Source organism: Lysobacter auxotrophicus, from assembly GCF_027924565.1.
Taxonomy (GTDB): domain Bacteria; phylum Pseudomonadota; class Gammaproteobacteria; order Xanthomonadales; family Xanthomonadaceae; genus Lysobacter_J; species Lysobacter_J auxotrophicus.
Map to the genome: position 1 here is coordinate 4,074,871 of NZ_AP027041.1, position 20,570 is coordinate 4,095,440.

At 69.6% G+C, this 20,570-nt stretch carries 17 protein-coding genes; 11 read left to right on the plus strand and 6 right to left on the minus strand.

Annotation, left to right across the window (positions count from 1 at the left end; genetic code table 11):
* Nucleotides 1-33: 33 nt before the first annotated feature.
* On the minus strand, nucleotides 34-1,083 hold the full coding sequence (locus tag LA521A_RS18545; protein ID WP_281780298.1) for an oxidoreductase: 1,050 nt from the start codon (nucleotides 1,081-1,083) through the stop codon (nucleotides 34-36).
* A 134-nt stretch (nucleotides 1,084-1,217) separates the two neighbouring features.
* On the opposite strand from LA521A_RS18545, the gene LA521A_RS18550 reads away from it, so the two are divergent.
* Nucleotides 1,218-1,622 carry a GFA family protein gene (locus LA521A_RS18550; protein ID WP_281780299.1) on the plus strand — a complete coding sequence of 135 codons (405 nt, stop codon included), beginning with the start codon at nucleotides 1,218-1,220 and terminating at the stop codon, nucleotides 1,620-1,622.
* Nucleotides 1,623-1,635: 13 nt separating this feature from the next.
* Here LA521A_RS18550 and LA521A_RS18555 read toward each other — a convergent pair whose 3' ends face one another.
* Entirely contained in the window at nucleotides 1,636-3,816 is a 2,181-nt protein-coding gene (locus tag LA521A_RS18555; protein WP_281780300.1) for a glycoside hydrolase family 3 N-terminal domain-containing protein, read from the minus strand.
* A 145-nt stretch (nucleotides 3,817-3,961) separates the two neighbouring features.
* Here LA521A_RS18555 and LA521A_RS18560 point away from each other — a divergent pair, with 145 nt between their 5' ends.
* From LA521A_RS18560 to LA521A_RS18590, 7 genes are all read left to right on the plus strand, one after another.
* The gene (locus tag LA521A_RS18560) at nucleotides 3,962-5,023 is read left to right on the plus strand and encodes a two-component system sensor histidine kinase NtrB (protein ID WP_281780301.1); all 1,062 of its coding nucleotides are present in this window, start codon (nucleotides 3,962-3,964) and stop codon (nucleotides 5,021-5,023) included.
* A complete protein-coding gene (gene ntrC, locus LA521A_RS18565) occupies nucleotides 5,020-6,453 on the plus strand; it encodes a nitrogen regulation protein NR(I) (RefSeq protein WP_281780302.1) in 1,434 nt (477 codons plus the stop codon). Before LA521A_RS18560 ends, ntrC begins: the two co-directional genes overlap by 4 nt.
* A 143-nt stretch (nucleotides 6,454-6,596) precedes the next feature.
* Nucleotides 6,597-7,196 (plus strand): superoxide dismutase family protein, encoded by a 600-nt coding sequence (locus LA521A_RS18570; RefSeq protein WP_281780303.1) that lies wholly within the window; start codon nucleotides 6,597-6,599, stop codon nucleotides 7,194-7,196.
* An 18-nt stretch (nucleotides 7,197-7,214) separates the two neighbouring features.
* On the plus strand, nucleotides 7,215-7,706 hold the full coding sequence (locus LA521A_RS18575) for a GNAT family N-acetyltransferase (protein ID WP_281780304.1): 492 nt from the start codon (nucleotides 7,215-7,217) through the stop codon (nucleotides 7,704-7,706).
* Between the two features lie 254 nt (nucleotides 7,707-7,960).
* Nucleotides 7,961-8,266, plus strand: coding sequence for an I78 family peptidase inhibitor (locus tag LA521A_RS18580; protein WP_281780305.1), 306 nt, complete (start codon nucleotides 7,961-7,963; stop codon nucleotides 8,264-8,266).
* A gap of 24 nt (nucleotides 8,267-8,290) precedes the next feature.
* Complete coding sequence (locus LA521A_RS18585) at nucleotides 8,291-8,719, plus strand: guanyl-specific ribonuclease (RefSeq protein ID WP_281780306.1); 429 nt, start codon at nucleotides 8,291-8,293, stop codon at nucleotides 8,717-8,719.
* Entirely contained in the window at nucleotides 8,716-9,153 is a 438-nt protein-coding gene (locus LA521A_RS18590) for a barstar family protein (protein ID WP_281780307.1), read from the plus strand. The genes LA521A_RS18585 and LA521A_RS18590 overlap by 4 nt, the downstream gene beginning before the upstream one ends.
* 19 nt (nucleotides 9,154-9,172) lie before the next feature.
* Here the strand turns inward: LA521A_RS18590 and LA521A_RS18595 are convergent, their stop codons facing one another.
* The 3 genes from LA521A_RS18595 to LA521A_RS18605 form a co-directional block, all read right to left on the minus strand.
* Nucleotides 9,173-9,406: a metallothionein gene (locus LA521A_RS18595; protein WP_206861993.1), complete on the minus strand. Its 234-nt coding sequence runs from the start codon at nucleotides 9,404-9,406 to the stop codon at nucleotides 9,173-9,175.
* A 105-nt stretch (nucleotides 9,407-9,511) separates the two neighbouring features.
* Nucleotides 9,512-10,777: a TCR/Tet family MFS transporter gene (locus LA521A_RS18600; RefSeq protein ID WP_281780308.1), complete on the minus strand. Its 1,266-nt coding sequence runs from the start codon at nucleotides 10,775-10,777 to the stop codon at nucleotides 9,512-9,514.
* A 34-nt stretch (nucleotides 10,778-10,811) separates the two neighbouring features.
* On the minus strand, nucleotides 10,812-11,048 hold the full coding sequence (locus LA521A_RS18605; RefSeq protein ID WP_281780309.1) for a hypothetical protein: 237 nt from the start codon (nucleotides 11,046-11,048) through the stop codon (nucleotides 10,812-10,814).
* A gap of 208 nt (nucleotides 11,049-11,256) precedes the next feature.
* Between LA521A_RS18605 and gltB the strand changes: the two genes are divergently transcribed.
* Together gltB and LA521A_RS18615 are read left to right on the plus strand one after the other, a co-directional pair.
* Nucleotides 11,257-15,723 (plus strand): glutamate synthase large subunit, encoded by a 4,467-nt coding sequence (gltB, locus tag LA521A_RS18610; protein ID WP_281780310.1) that lies wholly within the window; start codon nucleotides 11,257-11,259, stop codon nucleotides 15,721-15,723.
* 145 nt (nucleotides 15,724-15,868) lie between these two features.
* Nucleotides 15,869-17,362 (plus strand): glutamate synthase small subunit GltD family protein, encoded by a 1,494-nt coding sequence (locus LA521A_RS18615; RefSeq protein WP_281780311.1) that lies wholly within the window; start codon nucleotides 15,869-15,871, stop codon nucleotides 17,360-17,362.
* Nucleotides 17,363-18,070: 708 nt separating this feature from the next.
* Here the strand turns inward: LA521A_RS18615 and LA521A_RS18620 are convergent.
* The gene (locus LA521A_RS18620; RefSeq protein ID WP_281780312.1) at nucleotides 18,071-18,967 is read right to left on the minus strand and encodes a hypothetical protein; all 897 of its coding nucleotides are present in this window, start codon (nucleotides 18,965-18,967) and stop codon (nucleotides 18,071-18,073) included.
* 156 nt (nucleotides 18,968-19,123) lie between these two features.
* On the opposite strand from LA521A_RS18620, the gene LA521A_RS18625 reads away from it, so the two are divergent.
* Complete coding sequence (locus LA521A_RS18625; RefSeq protein WP_281780313.1) at nucleotides 19,124-20,401, plus strand: acetyl-CoA C-acetyltransferase; 1,278 nt, start codon at nucleotides 19,124-19,126, stop codon at nucleotides 20,399-20,401.
* Nucleotides 20,402-20,570 lie beyond the last annotated feature (169 nt).

Here is a 20,570-nt window from a genome sequence, read left to right on the forward strand (position 1 = left end):
CGCCGGGCGCTGGAGATCGACGAACGCCAGCGACTAGCACGGCGCCTTCGGCACGACGCTGCGTCCTTCCGATGCCGAGTCGGCGGCGGCCTGCAGGATCGCCATGACGGCGATGGCTTCTTCGGGCGGAACGGGGTTGGAGCCGTTGCCCGCGATGGCATCGGCCAGCCCGGCATAGAAGCGCGACTGGTCGCCCGGCAGCGCGGGGCGCGACTGGAGCGCCTCGTTGTCGCATCGCCATTGCAGCGGGTCGGGATCGACGCCCCATTGCGGATCGCCCGGTCGAAGGCCGGCCAGTAGCTGGGATTCCTGCGGATCGGGCCGGGCCTTGATCAACGAGCCGCGCGTGCCGTGCACGACGAAGCGCGGGCCCGGGATGGCCGCGAGCATGCCCACCTGCAGCACCGCGCGCGTCGCGCCGAAGGACAACACGACGTGCGCCCAGTCGTCCGTCGTCGCGCCGTCGCGTTGTCGCGAGACGCTCGCCTGCACGGCATCCGGCCAGCCGAACAGCGACAGCGCCTGGTCCACCAGATGCGGCCCGAGGTCCCACCACAATCCCGTCGCGGGGCCGGGTCGTTCGCGCCACCGGTCCCGGACCTGTGGGCGGAATCGCTCGATGCGCGACTCGAAATGACGCACTTCGCCGACCAAGCCGTCCTGCATGGCCTGACGCACTGTCAGGAAGTCGCTGTCCCAGCGCCGATTGTGGAAGACCGACAACAACCGGCCGCTTGCCCGCGCGGTCGCGAGCAGTTCGCAGGCCTCCGGAACGCTCGGCGTCAGTGGCTTGTCGACGACCACGTGTTTGCCCGCGCGAAGCGCGGCCTGCGCCAACGGAAAGTGCGTGTCGTTGGGTGTGGCGATCACGACTAGGTCGACGTCGGGCGCGACGACGGCCCGCATCGCATCGCCTTCGACGGCGACCTCGGGCAGGTCGGCCCGCACCTCTCCGGGGCGGCTGGACGCGACGCTCGTCAGCGACAGGCCGGAGACGGCGCGGATCAGCGGCGCATGGAACGTGCGCGCGGCGAAGCCGTAACCGATGAGGGCGACGCGGATCGGATGGGAGGCCTGATTCATCGGGTCGGGCGCCCTTGGGTGAAGCGGGGATTGTGCATCGTGCGACCGCTGGCCCGTGCCGCCGCGTTCCGGGCGCGCGTGCTGGCGGTCTCTGCGAGCATGCAAGGCCAGGTCACGGCGCAGGAGGCACGCGAATGTTCACCGGTGGCTGCTTGTGCGGCGCGGTTCGCTACCAGGCGTCGGGGCCCGCGCTGTTTTCCATCGTCTGCCATTGCCGCGATTGCCAGCGCGTGTCGGGAAGCGGCGGCGTGCCGGTGCTCGGGGTTGCGCTGCAATCCTTCGCCTGCACGGGCCTGGTGAAGCAGTCGCGGATCACCGGCGGCAGCGGGCGGCCCGCCGTGCGCAACTTCTGCCCGGAATGCGGCAGCCTGCTGTTCGGCACGCCCGAGTCGGCGCCGGAGCTGGTGACGATCTACGTAGGAAGCCTCGACGACAACGCCGCCTTCGCGCCGGACGCCGCGCTGTTCGTCGCCCATCGCCCGCCGTGGGCGAAGCTGGCGATGGCGATGGCGGAACATCCGGGCATGCCGGTGGATTGAACAACGACGCCGGTCAGCCCGGCATCGGCCCCAGCTTGAACGACGCGGCCTTGCCCGCCTTGCAGTGCGGCGCGATCCATACGTCGAACGTGCCCGGCTCCGCGCGACGCACGCCGTCCACGCCGGTGAACGCCAACGCATCGAGGTCGAGCGTGAACCGGACCGTGACGCTTTCGCCCGGTTCAAGGCGCACTTTCTGGAATCCGCGCAGTTCGCGCACGGGACGCACGCGGCTGGCGACGCGGTCGTGGATGTACAGCTGCGCGACTTCCTCGGCGGCGCGCGTGCCGACGTTGGTCAACGTGGCGCGCACTTCCAGCGTGTCGCCCCACGCGAGTTCGTTCGTCCCCAGCTGCGCATCGCCGTATTCGAAGCGGCTGTAGGTGAGCCCATGGCCGAACGGGTACAGCGGTTCGTTCGGGATCTCGCGCCAGCGCGCCTTGAATTCGGACATTTCCGGCGTTTCGGGCCGGCCGGTGCGCGTGTGGTTGTAGAAGTACGGCTGCTGGCCGGACGCCTGCGGAAAACTCACCGGCAGGCGCGCCGACGGGCTGTAATCGCCGAACACGACATCGGCCACCGCGTGGCCGGACTGCGTGCCGAGGAACCATGTGACGAGCACGGCGTTGGCCTCGCGCACCGCGCCTTCCAGCGCCAGCGCGCGGCCGTTGCGCAGCAGCACCACCACCGGCTTGCCGGTGGCGGCCAACGCGTCGGCCAGCGCCTGCTGCGCGGCGGGAAGGGTGATCTGCACGCGCGATTGCGCTTCGCCGCTGTAGTTCTGCGGCTCGCCCAGCGCGAGCACGACGACGTCGGCGCGCGATGCCGCCGCGACGGCCGCCTCGATACCGCCCGGCAGCGGCGCTTCGGGCGCGCAGCCGGCGACGACGTCGAGCCGCGATTCGTCGGCCATCGCGGCGCGGAAGCCGTCTTCCCAGCTCACGTAACGCGTCTTGTCGCCGAACAGCGTCCAGCAGCCTTCGATGTTGTCGCGATCGCTCGCGAACGGGCCGATCAGCGCGATGCGCTGGCCGTCGCTGCGCAGCGGCAGCAGGTCGCCGTCGTTCTTCGCCAGCACGATCGACCGCCGCGCCGCCTCACGCGCCAGCGCGTCGTGCGCGTCCAGCCAGGAGCGGTCGGCTTCGCGTCCGGGGTCGAGCGACCGGTACGGATCGTCGAGCAGCCCGATGGTTTCCTTCAGCGTGAGCATGCGGCGCACCGCCTCGTCCACGCGCTCGATCGGCACCTCGCCGCTTTCGACCAGCGCGGGGAGGTGGTCGGCGTAGAAGCCGCTCTGCATGCTCAGGTCGAGCCCGGCGAGGATCGCGCGGCGCGTGGCGTCGCGTTCGTCCTCGGCGTAACCGTGCGCGATCAGCTCCATATCGGAGGTGTAATCGGACACGACCACGCCCTGGAATTTCCATTCGCCGCGCAGCAGGTCGCTCAGCAGCCAGCGGTTGGCCGAGGCGGGCACGCCGTTGATGTCGTTGAACGAGGACATGATCGCCAGCGCGCCGGCGTCGATGGCCGCCTTGAACGGCGGCAGGTGCACGTCGCGCAGCGTCTGCGGCGAGATGTCGACCGTCGCGTACTCCATGCCCGCGGCCACCGCGCCGTACGCGGCGAAGTGCTTGGGCGTGGCGAGCAGCGCGTCGGGCGAACGCAGGTCGCCGCCCTGGAACCCGCGCACGCGCGCGGCGGCGAAGGCGCACGACAGGAAGGTGTCCTCGCCCGCGCTTTCCGCGCCGCGGCCCCAGCGCTGGTCGCGCGCGATGTCGACCGACGGCGCGTAGGTCCAGTGGATGCCGCTGGCGGTCGCCTCGATGGCGGTCGCGCGCGCGGTGCGCTCGGCGAGTGCCGGCTCGAAGCTGGCCGCTTCGCCCAGCGGGATCGGGAAGACGGTCCTCATGCCGTGGATCACGTCCGCGGCGAGGATCACCGGGATGCCCAGGCGGCTTTCCTCGACGGCGACCTTCTGCAGCCGGCGCCCGGCTTCGACGCCGAAGCCGTTGAACAGCGAACCGACGCGGCCGGCGCGGATCTCGTCCAGCACCTGGTCGGCGTTGCGGACGTTGGTTTCCGGGTTCACGTCGGGATTGAAGGGACGGACCATGTCGGCGAACACGCCTAACTGGCCGACCTTTTCCTCCAGGGTCATGGCGGCCAGAAGGGCTTCGACGCGGGCAGATGACATGCAGCGGGGTCCGTGAAAACGTTTACAGGAGTCTAGGGCAGCCAAGGGCTGAAGTCATTTTGTCCCAAGGCGGCACGGCCATCGCAAGCGAACGTGAGCGCGGGCCCTTGTCCGCCACGCGGGTTGCTTGCACTAACATGGTGCAATGCCCACCCCGCCCGCGCCCGAGACCCTTCGCCCCGAGCTCGACGTGCTGACCACGCCGGTCGCGTGGAGCGACGAGGAAGGCGCGATCGTCGGCTGCAACGCGGCGTTCTCGCGATGGCTCGGCGTCGGCGCCCGGCGCCTGATGGGGTGGCCCCTCGCGGGGCTCGACGGCGGCGAAGGTCGCCTCGCCGACGCGATGGGCCGGCTCGATGCCACCGACGCGCCGCTTCGTCTGCGCCGCAGTCGCCTGCGCTACGCCGACGGCGAGGAATGCTTCGCCGATGTGTGGCTGAGCCGGCGCGAGGACGGCGGCTGGCTGCTCGAAGCGCATCCCGTCGACGAATTCCCCGGCGACGATCCCGCGCTGCTGCTGCCGTCGGCGTTGTCGGCGTCGCTGAAGGGGCTCGCGCACGAACTGCGCAACCCGCTTGCCGGCCTGAAGGGCGCCGCGCAGTTGCTCGCGCGCCGCTTCGATGCGGATACGCAGGGCGATTCGCGCGAACTGGTGGCGATGATCGGCTCGGAGGTCGAGCGCCTCACCGCGCTGGTCGATCGCCTGCTCACGCCCGCGCCGCCGCGGCCGCACACGCCGCTCAACATCCATGCGGTGCTCGAACGCGTGCTGCGGCTGGCCGAAAGCGACGCCGGCTGGGCGGTGCGGCTGGTGCGCGATTACGACCCGAGCCTGCCCGAGTTCGACGGCGATGCCGACCGTCTGATGCAGGCGGTGTGGAACCTGGTGCGCAACGCGATCGAAGCCGGCGCCGCGAACGTCACCCTGCGCACGCGTGCGGAGCACGCGGTGCGCATCGCCGACGCCGTGCATCCCATCGCGCTGCGGCTGGAGATCAGCGACGACGGGCGCGGCGTGCCGGAAGAACTGACCGAACGCCTGTTCCTGCCGCTGGTGTCGGGGCGCGCGGAAGGCAGCGGCCTCGGGCTGGCGCTCGCGCAGCAGGTGGCGCGCGAGCATCGCGGCTCGCTCGCCTACCGCTCGCGCCCGGGCCACACGGTGTTCACCCTGCTGCTGCCGATGCACGTGGAGGAGTCGCCCGAATGACGTCGTTCAACGCGAACGATGCCCGCGTGTGGGTGGTCGACGACGACCGCAGCGTGCGTTTCGTGCTGGCCACGGCGCTGCGCGAGGCGGGCTACCGGGTGGATGGTTTCGAGAACGCACGCGACGCGCTCGATGCGCTGGCCGAACGTGGCGCGCCGGACCTGCTGTTCACCGACGTGCGCATGCCCGGCGACGACGGGCTGGTGCTGCTCGACAAGCTCAAGGCACAGGCGCCGAAGCTGCCGGTGATCGTCATGAGCGCCTACACCGACGTCGCCAGCACCGCCGGCGCGTTCCGTGGTGGCGCACACGAATTCCTGTCCAAGCCATTCGACCTCGACGAAGCGGTCGAATTGGCCGCACGCACGCTCGCCACGCGCGAGACGGCCGCGCCGCCGCAGCGCGAGAACGCCGCGACGCAGGACGACGCGCTGGTCGGCGACGCGCCGGCGATGCGCACCCTGTTCCGCGCGATCGGCCGCCTCGCGCAGGCGCCGCTGTCGGTACTGATCACCGGCGAGACCGGCACCGGCAAGGAGCTGGTCGCCCGGGCGCTGCATCGCGAATCGCCGCGCGCGCAGGCGCCGTTCGTCGCGCTCAATACCGCGGCGATTCCGGCCGAACTGCTGGAAAGCGAGTTGTTCGGCCACGAAGCCGGCGCCTTCACCGGCGCGCAGCGGCGCCATGTCGGCCGCTTCGAACAGGCGCACGGCGGCACGCTGTTCCTGGACGAAATCGGCGACATGCCGCTGCCGTTGCAGACGCGATTGCTGCGCGTGCTGGCCGAAGGCGAGTTCTTCCGCGTCGGCGGGCGCGAGCTGATCCGCGTGGACGTGCGCGTCATCGCGGCGACGCACCAGGATCTGGAAGCGCTGGTGGACGCCGGGCGGTTTCGCGCCGACCTGCTACATCGCCTCGACGTCGTGCGGCTGCGCCTGCCCGCGCTGCGCGAGCGTCGCGAAGACGTGCCGCGCCTGGCCGAGCGCTTCCTGCTCGCGGCCGCGACGCGGTTCGATGCGCCGGCCAAGCGTTTTTCGCCCGCCGCGCTGGAACGGCTCATCGCCTACGACTGGCCGGGCAACGTGCGCCAGCTCGAGAACCTGTGCTGGCGTCTGGCCGCGCTCGCGCCGGGCGACACCATCGCGCGCGAGGACCTGGACGAGGCGCTTGCGGCCACGCCCGGCAAGGACGACCCGCAGGCCGCCGGCGATGATGACTGGGATCGCCGCCTGTCCGCGTGGGCGCGCGCGCAGCTCGAACTGGGCCGCGACGACATCCACGCGCAGGCGCGCGAACGGTTCGAACGCGCGCTGTTCGATGCGGCGCTGGAGCACACCGGCGGGCGACGCACCGAGGCGGCGGCGCGGCTGGGGCTCGGGCGCAACACGCTCACGCGCAAGCTCGGGCCGGGAAGGCGTCGGCCGTCGTGACCGGCGCCATTCACCGGCGGCCTACCGCGGCGCGGCTAGCCTGCCGGACCGACACCCGCTTCCGCCCCGACCGGGGCGCTCCGCCCGCAACGGGAGGAGCAAAGCCGATAGACACCGTTGTCCGTTTTCGCAAGGAGAAGCCGATGAAGACCGCCCTCACCCCCGTCCTGCTCGCCGCGTCTGTGCTCGCGCTGTCGGCGTGCAGCTCGTCCTCGCCCACGAAGTCGACCGCACCGGCCGAATCGACCACGACCGCGACGCCGAGCGCGCCGGCCGCGAAGTCCACCGCGAAGTCGGCGACGGTGAACCTCGCCTCGGCGTCCGGCAGCCTGGTGAGCGGCAAGCTGACCGTCGTGCCGATGGGCAACGGCGTGCACCTGACGGGCGAAATCGGCGGACTGTCGCCGGGCAGCACGCACGCGATCCACATCCACGAGAAGGGCGACTGCAGCGCGGCCGATGCGAGCAGCGCCGGCGGCCACTTCAACCCGTCCGCGCAGCCGCACGGCAAGGTCGGCAGCGGCGCGCACCACGGCGGCGACATGGACAACCTGGTCGCCAACGCCGAAGGCGTCGCGCAGGTGAACCAGCACGCTGAAGGCGTGACGCTGGGCGGCGGCGCGGCGAACGACGTCGCCGGCAAAGCGGTGATCGTCCATGCCGCGGCCGACGACTACCGCACGCAGCCCACGGGCAATGCGGGCGGGCGCGTCGCGTGCGGCGTCATCACGGTTACGCGTTGATCGGCACGCCCTGACGCCATGTCCCAACTCCGCATCCGCGCCGCGCACGCCCACGACCGCGACCTGCTCGCGCAATGGGCCGTCGCGATGGCGCAGGAAACCGAGCACAAGCAGCTCGACGCGAAGACCGTGCGCGCCGGCGTCGAGGCCGGCATCGCCGATCCGGCGAAGGCGCGCTATTTCATCGCGATGCACGAATCGCCCGTCGCCGGGCGCGAAACCATCGCCGCGCCGGCCGGCACGTTGATGCTCACGCGCGAATGGAGCGACTGGCGCAACGGCGACTGGTGGTGGATCCAGAGCGTGTACGTGCCGCCGCAGTTCCGCCGCATGGGCGTATTCACCGCGCTGTATCGCCACGTCGAACAACTCGCGCGCGACACGCCCGGCGTGGTCGGCCTGCGCCTGTACGTCGAACGCGAGAACGCGAACGCGCAGAAGACCTACGAGGCGCTGGGGATGGTCGATGCGGGGTATTCGATTCTGGAGGCGGAGTTCTCGCGTCAGTGAGCCCCTCTCCCTGCTTTGAGCCCCTCTCCCACTGGGAGAGGGGTTGGGGTGAGGGGCGGGGCGAGCGATGCATCAATGCAATCGCAGACCACGGGCGCCGCACTCGTTGCGTGAGCGCCCGTTCGCCCGTTAACCCCTCCCCAACCCTCCCCTGCATTCGCAGGGGAGGGAGCAGAAAGGGCCGCTATCCTTTACACCCTGAACACGCGTCCCGGCGCACGGTGCGCCGCATCCCTTCGACAAGGAGCAACGCCATGAACCGCAGCATCCTGTGCCTGACCGTCCTCGCCGCCGCATCGCTTGCCGGCTGTGCGTCCTCGCCGAAGCCGGTGGCCGGCGGGCCTTCGGTTCCCACGGGCAAGTGCAACGCCGAAGGCGCGCGCTGGGCGATCGGTTCGGCCGTCAACGACGACGTCGTCAACCGCATCCTGCAGGGCACGGGCAGCCGCGACGCGCGCGTGCTGCGTCCGGGCCAGATGGCGACGATGGATTTCCGGGAAGACCGGGTGAACGTCGACGTCAACGACCGCGGTGCGATCACCGGCATCCGCTGCGGCTGACGCGTCGCGCACTGATCGGCCGCCATGCGCCGCTCGCATTCGATCTGGCTGGTCGCGCTCGTCGCGCTGGTCGGCCTGTGGGCGTGGACCCGGCGCGCCGGCGACGGCGAGCTGCGTCCCGCCGATGCCCCGCCCATCACCGCGCAGCGCGCGGAGCAGGTCGGGTATCCGGCGTTCCTGCCGGTCGAGGCGCATGCGGTGCTCGACCGCATCGCCAGCGGCGCGGCGCATCCGTACCGGCAGGACGGCAGCGTGTTCCAGAACCGCGAAGGCCGCCTGCCCCGGCAGCCGCGCGGCTACTACCGCGAATACACCGTGCCCACGCCCGGAAGCGACACGCGCGGCGCGCGGCGGATCATCGCGGGTGGCGATCCGCCGGTCGAATACTGGTACACGTCCGACCACTACCGCAGTTTCCGCCGCTTCGACTGGGCGCCGAAGGACACACCATGAGCGCCGTCGACCTGCGCACCATCCTCGCCGACCCCGACCACAGCGGCGCGTACTTCATCGATGTGCGCGACGCCGACGCCATGGCGCAGACGGCACAAGGCCTCGATTTCGCCGTGATGCGCGTGGACCTGGCCGGCTGCACCGACAAGGACGGGCTGATGTCGCGCCTGGCGAAGGCCGGCGGCTTTCCCGACGATTTCGGCGCGAACTGGGACGCGCTTTCGGACGCGCTGCGCGACATGGCGTGGCGCACCGCGCCGGGTTACGTCTGGCTGATCGAAAACGCCAGCGACTGGCGCGATGCCCACCACGCGGATTTCGACACCCTGCTGGAAATCCTCAACGAAGCCGCCTTCGAGTGGGCACACGCGGACGTCGCGTTCTGGGCGCTGCTGCCGTTCCCGGGCGACAAGCTCACCGCGCTGGAAGACTGATCCCGTCTTTCACGCGAGGTCAGATGCGGTCGTCGATGCCGGTGATGCCCGAGTGCTTGGCGCAACTGGCGCAGCAATAGAACTTGCCGTCGTGTTCCGCGCCATGCCCGATGATGCGGCAGCCGCAGTGCTCGCACGTCGGCGCGAGCTTGTGGATCGCGCATTCGAACGAATCGAAGGTGCCGCTGCCGTGCGGCATCGTGACGGTGAACGCCTTGTCGTAGTCGTTGCCGCAGGTATCGCACTTGGGCATGGCGGGGATCCTCGTTTTCGCGGGAATCCCGAGTGTGGTGCTGCGCCACGCCAGTGGCGGTGAAGTCCACGCCAATCCGACGTTAACGACGGCCTTTGTAGGCTCTTACCCCGGCTCGACCGCACTCGCCGAAGGCGCGGCCGCCGGCGTGCGTGCGAAGCGCCATGCGATGCCCACCGCGACCGCCAGCAGGACGCCCGCGATCAGGAACGGTGCGCCCGGCAGGTGCACCGGCGCGCGGTCGTCGATGAAGTAGCCGAAGCTGCCGGCGAACACCACCGGGCCGATGATGCCGGCCAAGCTCACCAGGCTCATCAGCGCGCCCTGGATGCGCCCCTGCACTTCCGGCCCGACCTGGCGCGTGATCAGCGCCTGCGTCGAGGGCGCGGCGAGGCCCCAGATCGCCGAGATCGGCAAGCCGATGAGGAACACCCAGCCCACGTGCGCGAAGCCGTAGATGCCGAAGCCGATCGCGCCGCAGGTCAGGCCGAGGATCAGCGCGCGGCGTTCGCCCAGCGCGTGCACCACCTTGCCGACCAGCCCCGCCTGCACGATCACGTTGAGCACGCCGACAACCGCCAGCACGTAGCTCACCTCGCGTGGGCCCCACTGGTACTGGTAGTCGGCGAACAGCACGAACACGCTCGGGTACACGTAATGCGCGAGGTTCGCGATGAACACCACCGCCGCCAGGCCGAACACCTGCGGATAGCGCTTGAGCAGGCCGAGCGAACCGATCGGGTTCGCGTGCGACCAGTCGAAACGCGCGCTGCGGCGTTCCTTCGGAAGCGACTCGGGCAGCACGAACAGGCCGTAGCAGAAGTTCAGCAGCGCGAGCCCCGCCGCGAACCAGAACGGCAGGCGCAGGTCGATTTCGCCCAGCGCACCGCCGATCAGCGGCCCGACGATGAAGCCCACGCCGAACGCGGCGCCGAGCAGGCCGTAGCTCTTGGCGCGCTTGTCGGGCGGCGTGACATCGGCGACGTAGGCGTTGGCGGTGGTGAAGCTCGCCGAGGTGATGCCCGAAATGATGCGGCCGACCAGCAGCCACGTCAGCGACGGCGCGAGCGCCATGAACACGAAGTCGAGCCCGAGGCCCAGGCACGACAGCAGGATCACCGGCCGGCGGCCGAAGCGGTCCGACAGCGCGCCCTGGATCGGCGAGGTCACGAACTGGATGCCGGCGAACAGGAAGCCGAACGCCGCCACCCAGTACGCCGCGTGCGCGGTGTCGCCGCCGGCGAACTGCTCGATCAGGTGCGGCAGCACCGGGATGATGAGCCCGAACGACAGCACGTCGATCAGGATCGTGATGAAGATGAAGACGAGCGCGGCGCGGCGGCGCGCCCCTGCGGGAGCGGTGTCGGTCACGGGGGCCGGGTGGGTTCGGGGAAAGGCGGGAAGTTTAGCGCTTCGATTTCTCCTTCCTCCGCTCGCCGCTCTTGTAGCCCGGGTAAGCGAAGCGCACCCGGGACTTGCGTCCGCACGCCCATGACGCGAGTTCCCCGGGTGCGGCCTCCGGCCTTACCCGGGCTACCAAAGCATCGCGCGCACCGCTTGCGCGAATGGTTTCACCCGTTACCAAACGCTTGCGCATGTCGCGCACTTTTCTCCGCGCGATCAGGCACTTGAACACCTGCACGCGCGATTCCGACGGTATCGCCGAAGACAAATTGCCGCAGCGCACAAAGTGTGATTTAGTCGGTTGAACCAGGGTGGTGAGGCAGGCCGGACCGCGCAAGCGGACCGCCTTCGTCGTCGCCGCAATCCTGGCCTCGAGAGTGCGTTTGCCAGGTTCGTTGTCGTGTTTCGCACAGCAACCCAGCGGTGAAATCCGCGATGGAGCGACGATGCAGCAGCAGGTCCGTCCCGATCCCGTCGGCCTCTACGACCCGCGCGACGAGCGCGATGCGTGCGGCTTCGGCCTGATCGCGCAGCTCGACGATGCGCCCAGCCGCGCCATCGTCGATCGCGCGATCGAGGCGCTGGTGCGCATGACGCATCGCGGCGGCATCGCGGCGGACGGCCTCAGCGGCGACGGTTGCGGCCTGCTGATCCGGCAACCGGATGCCTTCCTGCGCGCGCTGGCACGCGAGTCGAACATCGCGCTGGGCGCGCATTACGCCTCGGGCCTGGTGTTCCTGCCGCATGACGAAGGCGATGCCGCGCGCGCGAAGGACGAGTTCGCCACGCAGCTCCAGCGCGAACGCGTGGAAGTCGCCGGCTGGCGCAAGGTGCCGGTCGATCTGGACGCCTGCGGCGAACTCGCAAAGCGCACGATGCCGCGCATCCAACAGCTCTTCGTGAAGCCCGCGGGCGCGTTCGACGCCGCCAGCTTCCAGCGTTCGCTGTTCCTCGCGCGCCGCCGCGCCGAGCAGCGCCTGCGCGATCTTCCCGACTTCTACGTCGTCAGCCTGTCCACCGCGAGCATCGGCTACAAGGGCATGGTGCTGCCGAACCGGCTGTCGCAGCTGTATCCGGACCTGCAACGCAGCGACCTCGCCGCAAGCGTGGTCGTGTTCCACCAGCGTTTCTCGACCAACACCACGCCGCGCTGGCCGCTTGCGCAGCCGTTCCGCCTGCTCGCGCACAACGGCGAGATCAACACGATTTCCGGCAACCGTGCGTGGGCGCAGGCGCGCGCGCACGTGTGGCGCACGCCGACCCTGGAGCTGACCGAGTTCGATCCGGTCATCACGATGGACGGCTCGGATTCGCAATCGCTCGACAACATGCTCGAGCTGCTGCAGGCCGGCGGCATGGACCTGCTGAAGGCGATGCGCATCCTGATCCCGCCGGCGACGCAGTCGCTGGAATACAAGGATGCGGATCTGGCCGCGTTCTACGAGTACTACGCGCTCAACACCGAGCCGTGGGACGGCCCGGCGGGCATCGTGACCGTCGATGGCCGCTATGCCGCGTGCACGCTCGACCGCAACGGCCTGCGCCCGGCACGCTGGATGCGCACGCGCGACCGGCATTTCCTCATCGCGTCGGAAGCCGGCGTGTGGGAGCGCCCGGCGGAGGAGATCGAGGCCAAGGGCAAACTCGGCCCCGGCGAGATGATCGCGGTCGACCTGTACCTCGGCGAGGTGCTCGATTCGGACGCGATCGACCGCATCAACCGCGCGCGCGCGCCGTACAAGCGCTGGCTCAAGCAGGGCATGACCTACCTGCAGACCGAGCTGATCGATCCGGCGCTTGCCGCCGAACCGTTCGACACCGAGACGCTGACGCGCTTCCAGAAGCTGTTCCAGCTCACACGCGAGGAGCGCGAGCAGGTGCTGCGCCCGCTGGCGGAGACCGAGCAGGAAGCGGTCGGTTCGATGGGCGACGACGTGCCGATGGCGGTGCTGAGCCAGCAGGTGCGCCCGCTGTACGACCAGTTCCGCCAGGCGTTCGCGCAGGTGACCAACCCGCCGATCGACCCGCTGCGCGAGGACTGCGTGATGTCGCTGGCGACGCAGCTCGGCCGCGAGGGCAACGTCTTCGTCGACGGCCCCGGCAACGTCGACCACATCCATCTGAATTCGCCCGTGCTGTCGCAGCGCAAGTTGCGGCAGATGCTGGCGATGGAGCAGTACGAGCACGCGCACGCGCTGATCCACCTGCATTACGCGCCCGAAGAAGGCCTCAAGGCGGCGCTGGAGCGCATCTGCGTCGAAGCCGAAGCCGCGACGCGCGAAGGCAAGGTGCTGCTGGTGCTGAGCGATCGCTACCCGGTCGAAGGCCGCCTGATGGCGCACGCGCTGCTCGCCACGGGCGCGGTGCACCAGCACCTGGTGCGGGCGGGGTTGCGTTGCGAATCCAACCTCATCATCGAAACCGGCACCGCGCGCGATCCGCATCATTTCGCGTGCCTGATCGGTGTCGGCGCGACGGCGGTGTACCCGTACCTCGCGTACCAGACGCTGCACGACCTGGGCGTGCGCGGCATCCTCAAGACCAAGCACGGGCAGGTCGCGGAGATCGGCCGCAGCTACCGGCGCGGCATCAAGAAGGGCCTGCTGAAGATCATCTCGAAGATGGGCATCAGCACCATCGGCAGCTACCGCGGCGCGCGGCTGTTCGAGATCGTCGGGCTGGATCGCGAAGTGGTCGACCTGTGTTTCGCCGGCACGCCGTCGCGCATCGGCGGCGCGGGGTTCGCGGAATTGCAGGACGACGCGCAGGCGCTCGCCGACCATGCATGGAACGCGAACGCGCTTCCGAACATCGGCGGCCTGCTGAAATACACGCCTGGCGGCGAATACCACCTGTTCAACCCCGACGTCGTGATGAACCTGCAGCGCGCGGTCTCCACCGGCGACTGGAACGACTGGCTGCGCTACGCGGCCGCGGTGAACGAGCGCCCGACCGCCGCGCTGCGCGACCTGCTCGAGGTCGACACGTCGAACGCGAGCGCGATTGCGCTCGAGGACGTCGAACCCGTGTCGGCCATCGTGCGCCGCTTCGATTCGGCCGCGATGAGCCTGGGCGCGCTGTCGCCGGAAGCGCACGAAGCGCTGGCGATCGCGATGAACCGGCTCGGCGGGCGCAGCAATTCCGGCGAAGGCGGCGAGGATCCGGCGCGTTACGGCACGGACAAGGTCTCGAAGATCAAGCAGATCGCATCGGGCCGTTTTGGCGTCACGCCCGAATACCTGGTCAACGCGGAAGTGCTGCAGATCAAGGTCGCGCAGGGCGCCAAGCCCGGCGAGGGCGGTCAGCTGCCGGGCCACAAGGTCAACGAACTCATCGCGCGCCTGCGCTACGCGATGCCGGGCATCGGGCTGATTTCGCCGCCGCCGCACCACGACATCTATTCGATCGAAGACCTCGCGCAGCTGATCTTCGACCTCAAGCAGGTCAATCCGCAGGCGCTGGTGTCCGTGAAGCTTGTGTCGCATGCGGGCGTGGGCACGATCGCCACGGGCGTCGCGAAGGCCGGCGCGGACCTGATCACGATTTCCGGCCACGACGGCGGCACGGGCGCGAGCCCGATCTCGTCAATCCGCTACGCCGGCACGCCGTGGGAGCTGGGGTTGTCCGAAGCGCGGCAGGCGCTGGTGTCCAATGACCTGCGCGAGCGCGTGATCCTGCAGACCGACGGCGGGCTGAAGAGCGGCCTCGACGTGGTGAAAGCCGCGCTGCTCGGCGCGGAAAGCTTCGGCTTCGGCACGGCGCCGATGATCGCATTGGGCTGCAAATACCTGCGCATCTGCCATCTCAACAACTGCGCGACGGGCGTGGCGACGCAGGACGACGCGCTGCGCCGCGACCACTTCACCGGCCTGCCCGATCGCGTGGAGAACTTCTTCCGCCTGCTCGCCGAGGAAGTGCGCGTGTGGCTCGCGCAGCTGGGCGTTGCGTCGCTGGGCGAACTCGTCGGCCGCACCGATCTGCTGAAGCAGTTGGAAGGCGATGGCGAGCGGCAGCACCGTCTCGACCTGGCGCCGCTGCTCGCCGGCAACGGCCTCGCGCATGGCGGACACTGCGGCGTGCCGCAGCCGTCGGCGGATGCCACGGGGCTTGCCGCGCAACTCGACGTCGATCTCGCCGAGCCCATCGCGAGCAAGCGCGGCGGTGCGTACACGTACACGATCCGCAACACCGATCGCAGCATCGGCGCGCGGTTGTCCGGTCGCATCGCGCGACTGCATGGCGATCGCGGCATGAGCGACGTGCCGATTTCGCTGCGCTTCGACGGCACCGCCGGCCAGAGTTTCGGCGCGTTCACCGCGGGCGGCCTGCAATTCGAACTGCATGGCGAGGCCAACGATTACGTCGGCAAGGGCATGGCGGGCGGACGCATCGTGATCCGGCCGCCGATGGGCGCGCGCTTCACCGCGCACGAGACGCCGATCATCGGCAACACCTGCCTGTACGGCGCGACGGGCGGCGAGTTGTACGCGGCCGGCCGCGCGGGCGAGCGCTTCGGCGTGCGCAACTCCGGCGCGACGGCAGTGGTGGAAGGCGCCGGCGATCACTGCTGCGAGTACATGACCGGCGGCGTGGTCGCGGTGCTCGGCCGCACGGGCCTGAACTTCGGCGCGGGCTTCACCGGCGGCATGGCGTACGTGCTCGACACCGAGCGCGATTTCGTCGATCGCTACAACCACGAGCTCATCGACATCCTGCGCATCGCCTCCGATGGTTTCGAGAACCATCGCTCGCACCTGCGCGAGCTGCTGGAAACGCACGTGCAGCTCACCGGCAGCGTGTGGGCGCGGAAGATCCTCGACGAGATGCGCGACTTCCTCGGCAAGTTCTGGCTGGTGAAACCGAAGGCGGCGAGCCTGGAGTCGCTGGCGGAGAATCTGCGGAGGGCCGCGTGATGCGTCCATCGACCCAGCGCTTTTGCCCGCGCGTGCAGGCGTTCATCACGAGGCGCGCCATGGCGCGCAAGCGTCGCTCCTCGCCCCTGCGTGCAGGGGCGCCAGTCGAGTACCGGAGTGCGATGTGAGCAAGATGGACAGCAACATGCTTAAAGGAAGCCGGCCCGTGTTCGCCTTTCGCGAGACGCCCCGGCAGATGCCGTCGCGCATTCCACTGGAACTGCGCCGCGGCGGCGACTGGGGCGAACTCTACGGCCGCTTCGGCGAAGCCGAGGCCAAGCACCAGGCCAGCCGCTGCCTGGACTGCGGCAACCCGTACTGCAGCTGGAAATGCCCGCTGCACAACTACATCCCGAACTGGCTGGAACTCGCGCGCGAAGGCCGCATCAACGAGGCCGCGACGCTCGCGCACGAAACCAATCCACTACCGGAAATCTGCGGCCGCGTGTGCCCGCAGGATCGCCTGTGCGAAGGCAGTTGCACGCTCAACGACGGCTTCGGCGCAGTGACCATCGGCGCGGTGGAGAAGTACATCGCCGACCGCGCACTCGCGGACGGTTGGCGGCCGGACCTTTCGAAAGTCGCATCCACCGGCAAGCGTGTCGCGGTGATCGGCGCGGGCCCTGCGGGCCTGTCGTGCGCCGATCGACTCGCGCGCGCGGGCATCGAGGCGGTGGTGTTCGATCGCTACGAACAGATCGGCGGCCTGCTCCACTTCGGCATTCCCAGTTTCAAGCTGGAGAAGTCGGTGCTGGCGACGCGTCGCGACGTGCTCGAAAGCATGGGCGTGCAGTTCCGTCTCGGCGTGGAGATCGGCCGCGATATCGGGCTCGATGATCTTCTCGCGCAGTTCGACGCGGTGTTCCTGGGCTTGGGCAGCTACCGCTATACCGACGGCGGATTGCCCGGGCAGGACCTGACGGGAGTGCTGCCGGCGCTGCCGTTCCTGGTGCACAACGGGCGGCTGGTGCACGGCGACGACGAAGCGCAGGGCAAGCCGATTGCCGGCTGGGAAGACCGCGTCGCGCTCCCGGAGCTGCACGGCAAGCGCGTGGTGGTGCTCGGCGGTGGCGACACCGGCATGGATTGCGTGCGCAGCGCGGTGCGTTTGGGTGCCTCGCGCGTGACGTGCGCGTACCGTCGCGACGAAGCGAACATGCCCGGCTCGGCGCGCGAAGTCGCCAACGCGCGCGAGGAAGGCGTGCAGTTCCTCTTCAACCGCCAACCGCTGGCGTTGCTCGGTGAGGACGGCGAGGTCACCGGCGTGCGCGTCGCCGAAACGCGGCTGGGTGAACCGGATGCACTGGGTCGCCGCAATGCGGAGATCGTGCCCGGTAGCGAATCGGTGCTGGCCGCCGACGTGGTGATCATCGCCTTCGGCTTCCAGCCCGATCCGCCGCAATGGCTGTCGGCGCACGGCATCGAGCTGGAACGGAACGGGCGCATCCGCGTGACGCAGCCGGCCTCGGGGTGCGCGTCGCGGCGTGCCTCCCGCGAAGCCGCGGCGCTGCCGTTCCAGACGACGAACCCGCGTGTGTTCGCCGGCGGCGATGGCGTGCGCGGGGCGGACCTCGTCGTGACCGCGGCGTACGAAGGCCGCGAGGCGGCGGCGGGGATCGCACGGTTGCTGCTGGGCTGAGCGGTGTTGACCAAATCACCGTCATTCCAGCGAAAGCTGGAACCCATCTGCATGTGTAGCTCGGGAAACCGAAGCGCATTCGGGTTATTGCCGGTCCGCAAGGTACGACCTTTATTCCTGAGCGTCGTCATCCCGGCGAAGGCCGGGATCCAGGCCCGTAACGCACGGGCACTCTGGCGCCGGTGAACCAAATCACCGTCATTCCAGCGAAAGCTGGAACCCATCTGCTCGTGTAGTTCCGGTAAGCGAAGCGCATCCGGGATGGGAAGGTGATCGCGTCCCGGGTGCGCTTCGCTTACCCGGGCTACAAACGCGCGGCGCTTTGCTCGTGATGGTGATTCTTCTTCAGAGTTGAAGGATTACGGGAACGCGTGGAACGTCCCTGGATCCCCGCCTCGCGGGGATGACGATCAAGAGCGGGGGCGAGCGGCGAGAACCACAGTGAAGCAACTGCAATCACAACCGCCACAGCCACAGCCACTGCCACTGCCACTGCCACTGCCACTGCCACTGCCACTGCCACTGCCACAGCAACAGCAACAGCAACAGCAACTGCAACAGCAAATGGGTTCCAGCCTTCGCTGGAATGACGGTGGGGTGGGTCACCGGCAACAGAGCGCCGCAGCGTTACGGTCCTGGGTCCGCAGTGTTACGGGCCTGGGTCCCGGCCTTCGCCGGGATGACGATCAGAAAGGACTTCCGTCTCTATCACGCCAACGCCGCGCGCCCCTCGTCCGTGCAATGCACGAAGTTCACCGGAATGCCATGCGCCCCCAGCACCGCGGCGATCTGCCGCTGCCGCGCCTGGAAATGACGGTGCTGCTGTTCAAGCCGCGCGCGGCATTCGGGTGTGTCGCACGGCGCTTCGGTCGCGTAGCGCGTCTTCCACGCGCGCGGTTCGAACATCGCAATGCGCGCCTCGCCTTCGGCGTAGTGCACCAGCGGTTCCGGCGGAGCGTCGAGCCAGTGTTCGCCTTCGGGCTGCAGCAGTGCGGTTTCCAGCAGCGGCCACAGTTCGGCGAGGCCGGCGTGGTCGTACTGCATGGCCATCATCGCGGCGAGGTCGTGCACCGTGAGATAGCGCGCGTGTTCGACCTGCACGCCGAACGCCTGCTGCGCGGCCAGCGCGGTCGCCGCGCCGGCCATGCCGCGCTCCAGCAGCTCGCGTTCGAACGCCTCGCCCACTCGCGCGGCGACGGCTTCGCTGCCGCCCAGCACGAAGGGCACGAGGCGGAATGGGCCGCCGAGGTGGTCGGTCGACGGCGATAGCGCGCCGGGAAGCTGCGCTTCGTGCGCACCGAAGGCGATGACGCGCCCCGCCTCCGGCGCGACGCCGGCGCGCGGGGCACGGGCGGCGAGCTGGTCGAGTTCGCGATGCAGCGGCCAGCCCGGGCGCAACAGTTCGACCGGGTCGTAATGCGCGCCCACGGTGATGAGGTCCAGCGAGGCGGCTTCCGGAGCGAAACGGGCGAGATCGGCCGCGATCAGCTCCGCGAGCGCGCCCACTTCGGCCTGCGCCAGCGCCTGCCGGTGCACCGGCGCGTCGCCGCGCAGTTCCAGGGCGAGCGCCCCGAGGACGTGGAGGCTGGCGGGGGGCGTGGGCATGGCGATCTGCGCTGGATTCATGGCTTCCGGTATCGAGGATACGGTGGCGTGTGGTCGCCCGCGGGAGGCGGCGGTACACTTCGGAGCCATTATGCCCGCCCGGGTGTAAAGGCCCCGGCGACTTCCCCCTATCCGAGTTTTTCGCGAGGTGTAGCGATGCGTCCTGCCCGTCCCGTTGCCGTGCTCGGCGGCGTCCGAATCCCGTTCTGCCGCCAGAACACCGCCTATTCGGACGTCGGGAACCTCGGCATGTCCGTGCGCACGCTCGGCGCGCTGGTCGAGAAGTTCGGCCTGCACGGCCAGCAGCTGGGCGAAGTCGCGATGGGCGCGGTGATCAAGCACTCCAGCGACTGGAACCTCGGCCGCGAAGCCGCGCTGTCGTCGGGTCTGTCGCCGCTGACGCCGGGCATCACGCTGCAGCGCGCGTGCGGCACGTCGCTGGATTCGATCATCACCATTGGCAACAAGATCGCCGCCGGGCAGATCGACGTCGGCGTGGGCGGCGGGTCGGACACGACCTCCGACGTGCCGATCGTCTACGGCCGCAAGCTGCGCCACCGCCTGCTGGAAGCCGCGCGCGCCAAGACGCCGCGCGACAAGCTGTCGGCGTTCAAGGGCTTCCACCTGCGCGAACTCAAGCCGGAGTTCCCCGGCGTGGCCGAACCGCGCACCGGCAAGTCGATGGGCGAGCACTGCGAGGACATGGCCAAGCAGTGGAACATCTCGCGCGATTCGCAGGACGAATGGGCGCTGTCCTCGCACCTCAAGCTCGCCGCGGCGTACGAGCGCGGCTTCTTCAACGACCTGGTCGTGAGCTTCCGCGGCGTCGCGCGCGACAACATCCTGCGCGCCGACAGCACGCTGGAAAAACTGGCCTCGCTGAAGCCGGCCTTCGACAAGACCTCCGGCCGCGGCACGCTCACCGCGGGCAATTCGACGCCGCTCACCGACGGCGCGGCGGCGTGCCTGCTGTCCTCGGACGAATGGGCGCGCTCGCACGGGCTGGAACCGCTGTGCTACCTGCGCGACGCGCAGGTCGCCGCGGTCGACTTCGTGCACGGCGAAGGCCTGCTGATGGCGCCGACGGTCGCGGTGCCGGAGATGCTGAAGCGCAACGGCCTGACGCTGCAGGACTTCGACTTCTACGAGATCCACGAAGCCTTCGCCGCGCAGGTGCTGTGCACGCTGCGCGCGTGGGAGAGCGAGGACTACTGCAAGGGCCGCCTGGGCCTGGACGCGCCGATGGGCCGCATCGACGTGGCCAGGATCAACCCGAACGGCTCGTCGCTGGCGGCGGGGCACCCGTTCGCCGCGACCGGCGCGCGCATCGTCGCCACGGCCGCGAAGGAGTTGAAGCAGCGCGGCGGCGGCCGCTGCCTGGTGTCGATCTGCACCGCAGGCGGCATGGGCGTGGTGGCGATCCTCGAACGCTGACGTTCGCGAGCGGTTCGTCGCTCTAGAACGCGTCTCCGTTCGTCGGCTCCGACGCGCGCCGTCCGTTCGTCGGGCTCCGACGAACGGCACCCCCGAAAACTGGAACGCAGTTCGCACTCCCCCTAGGATCGGCACGCGGACCGGGCGGTGTGGGGACACCGCCGGCAGG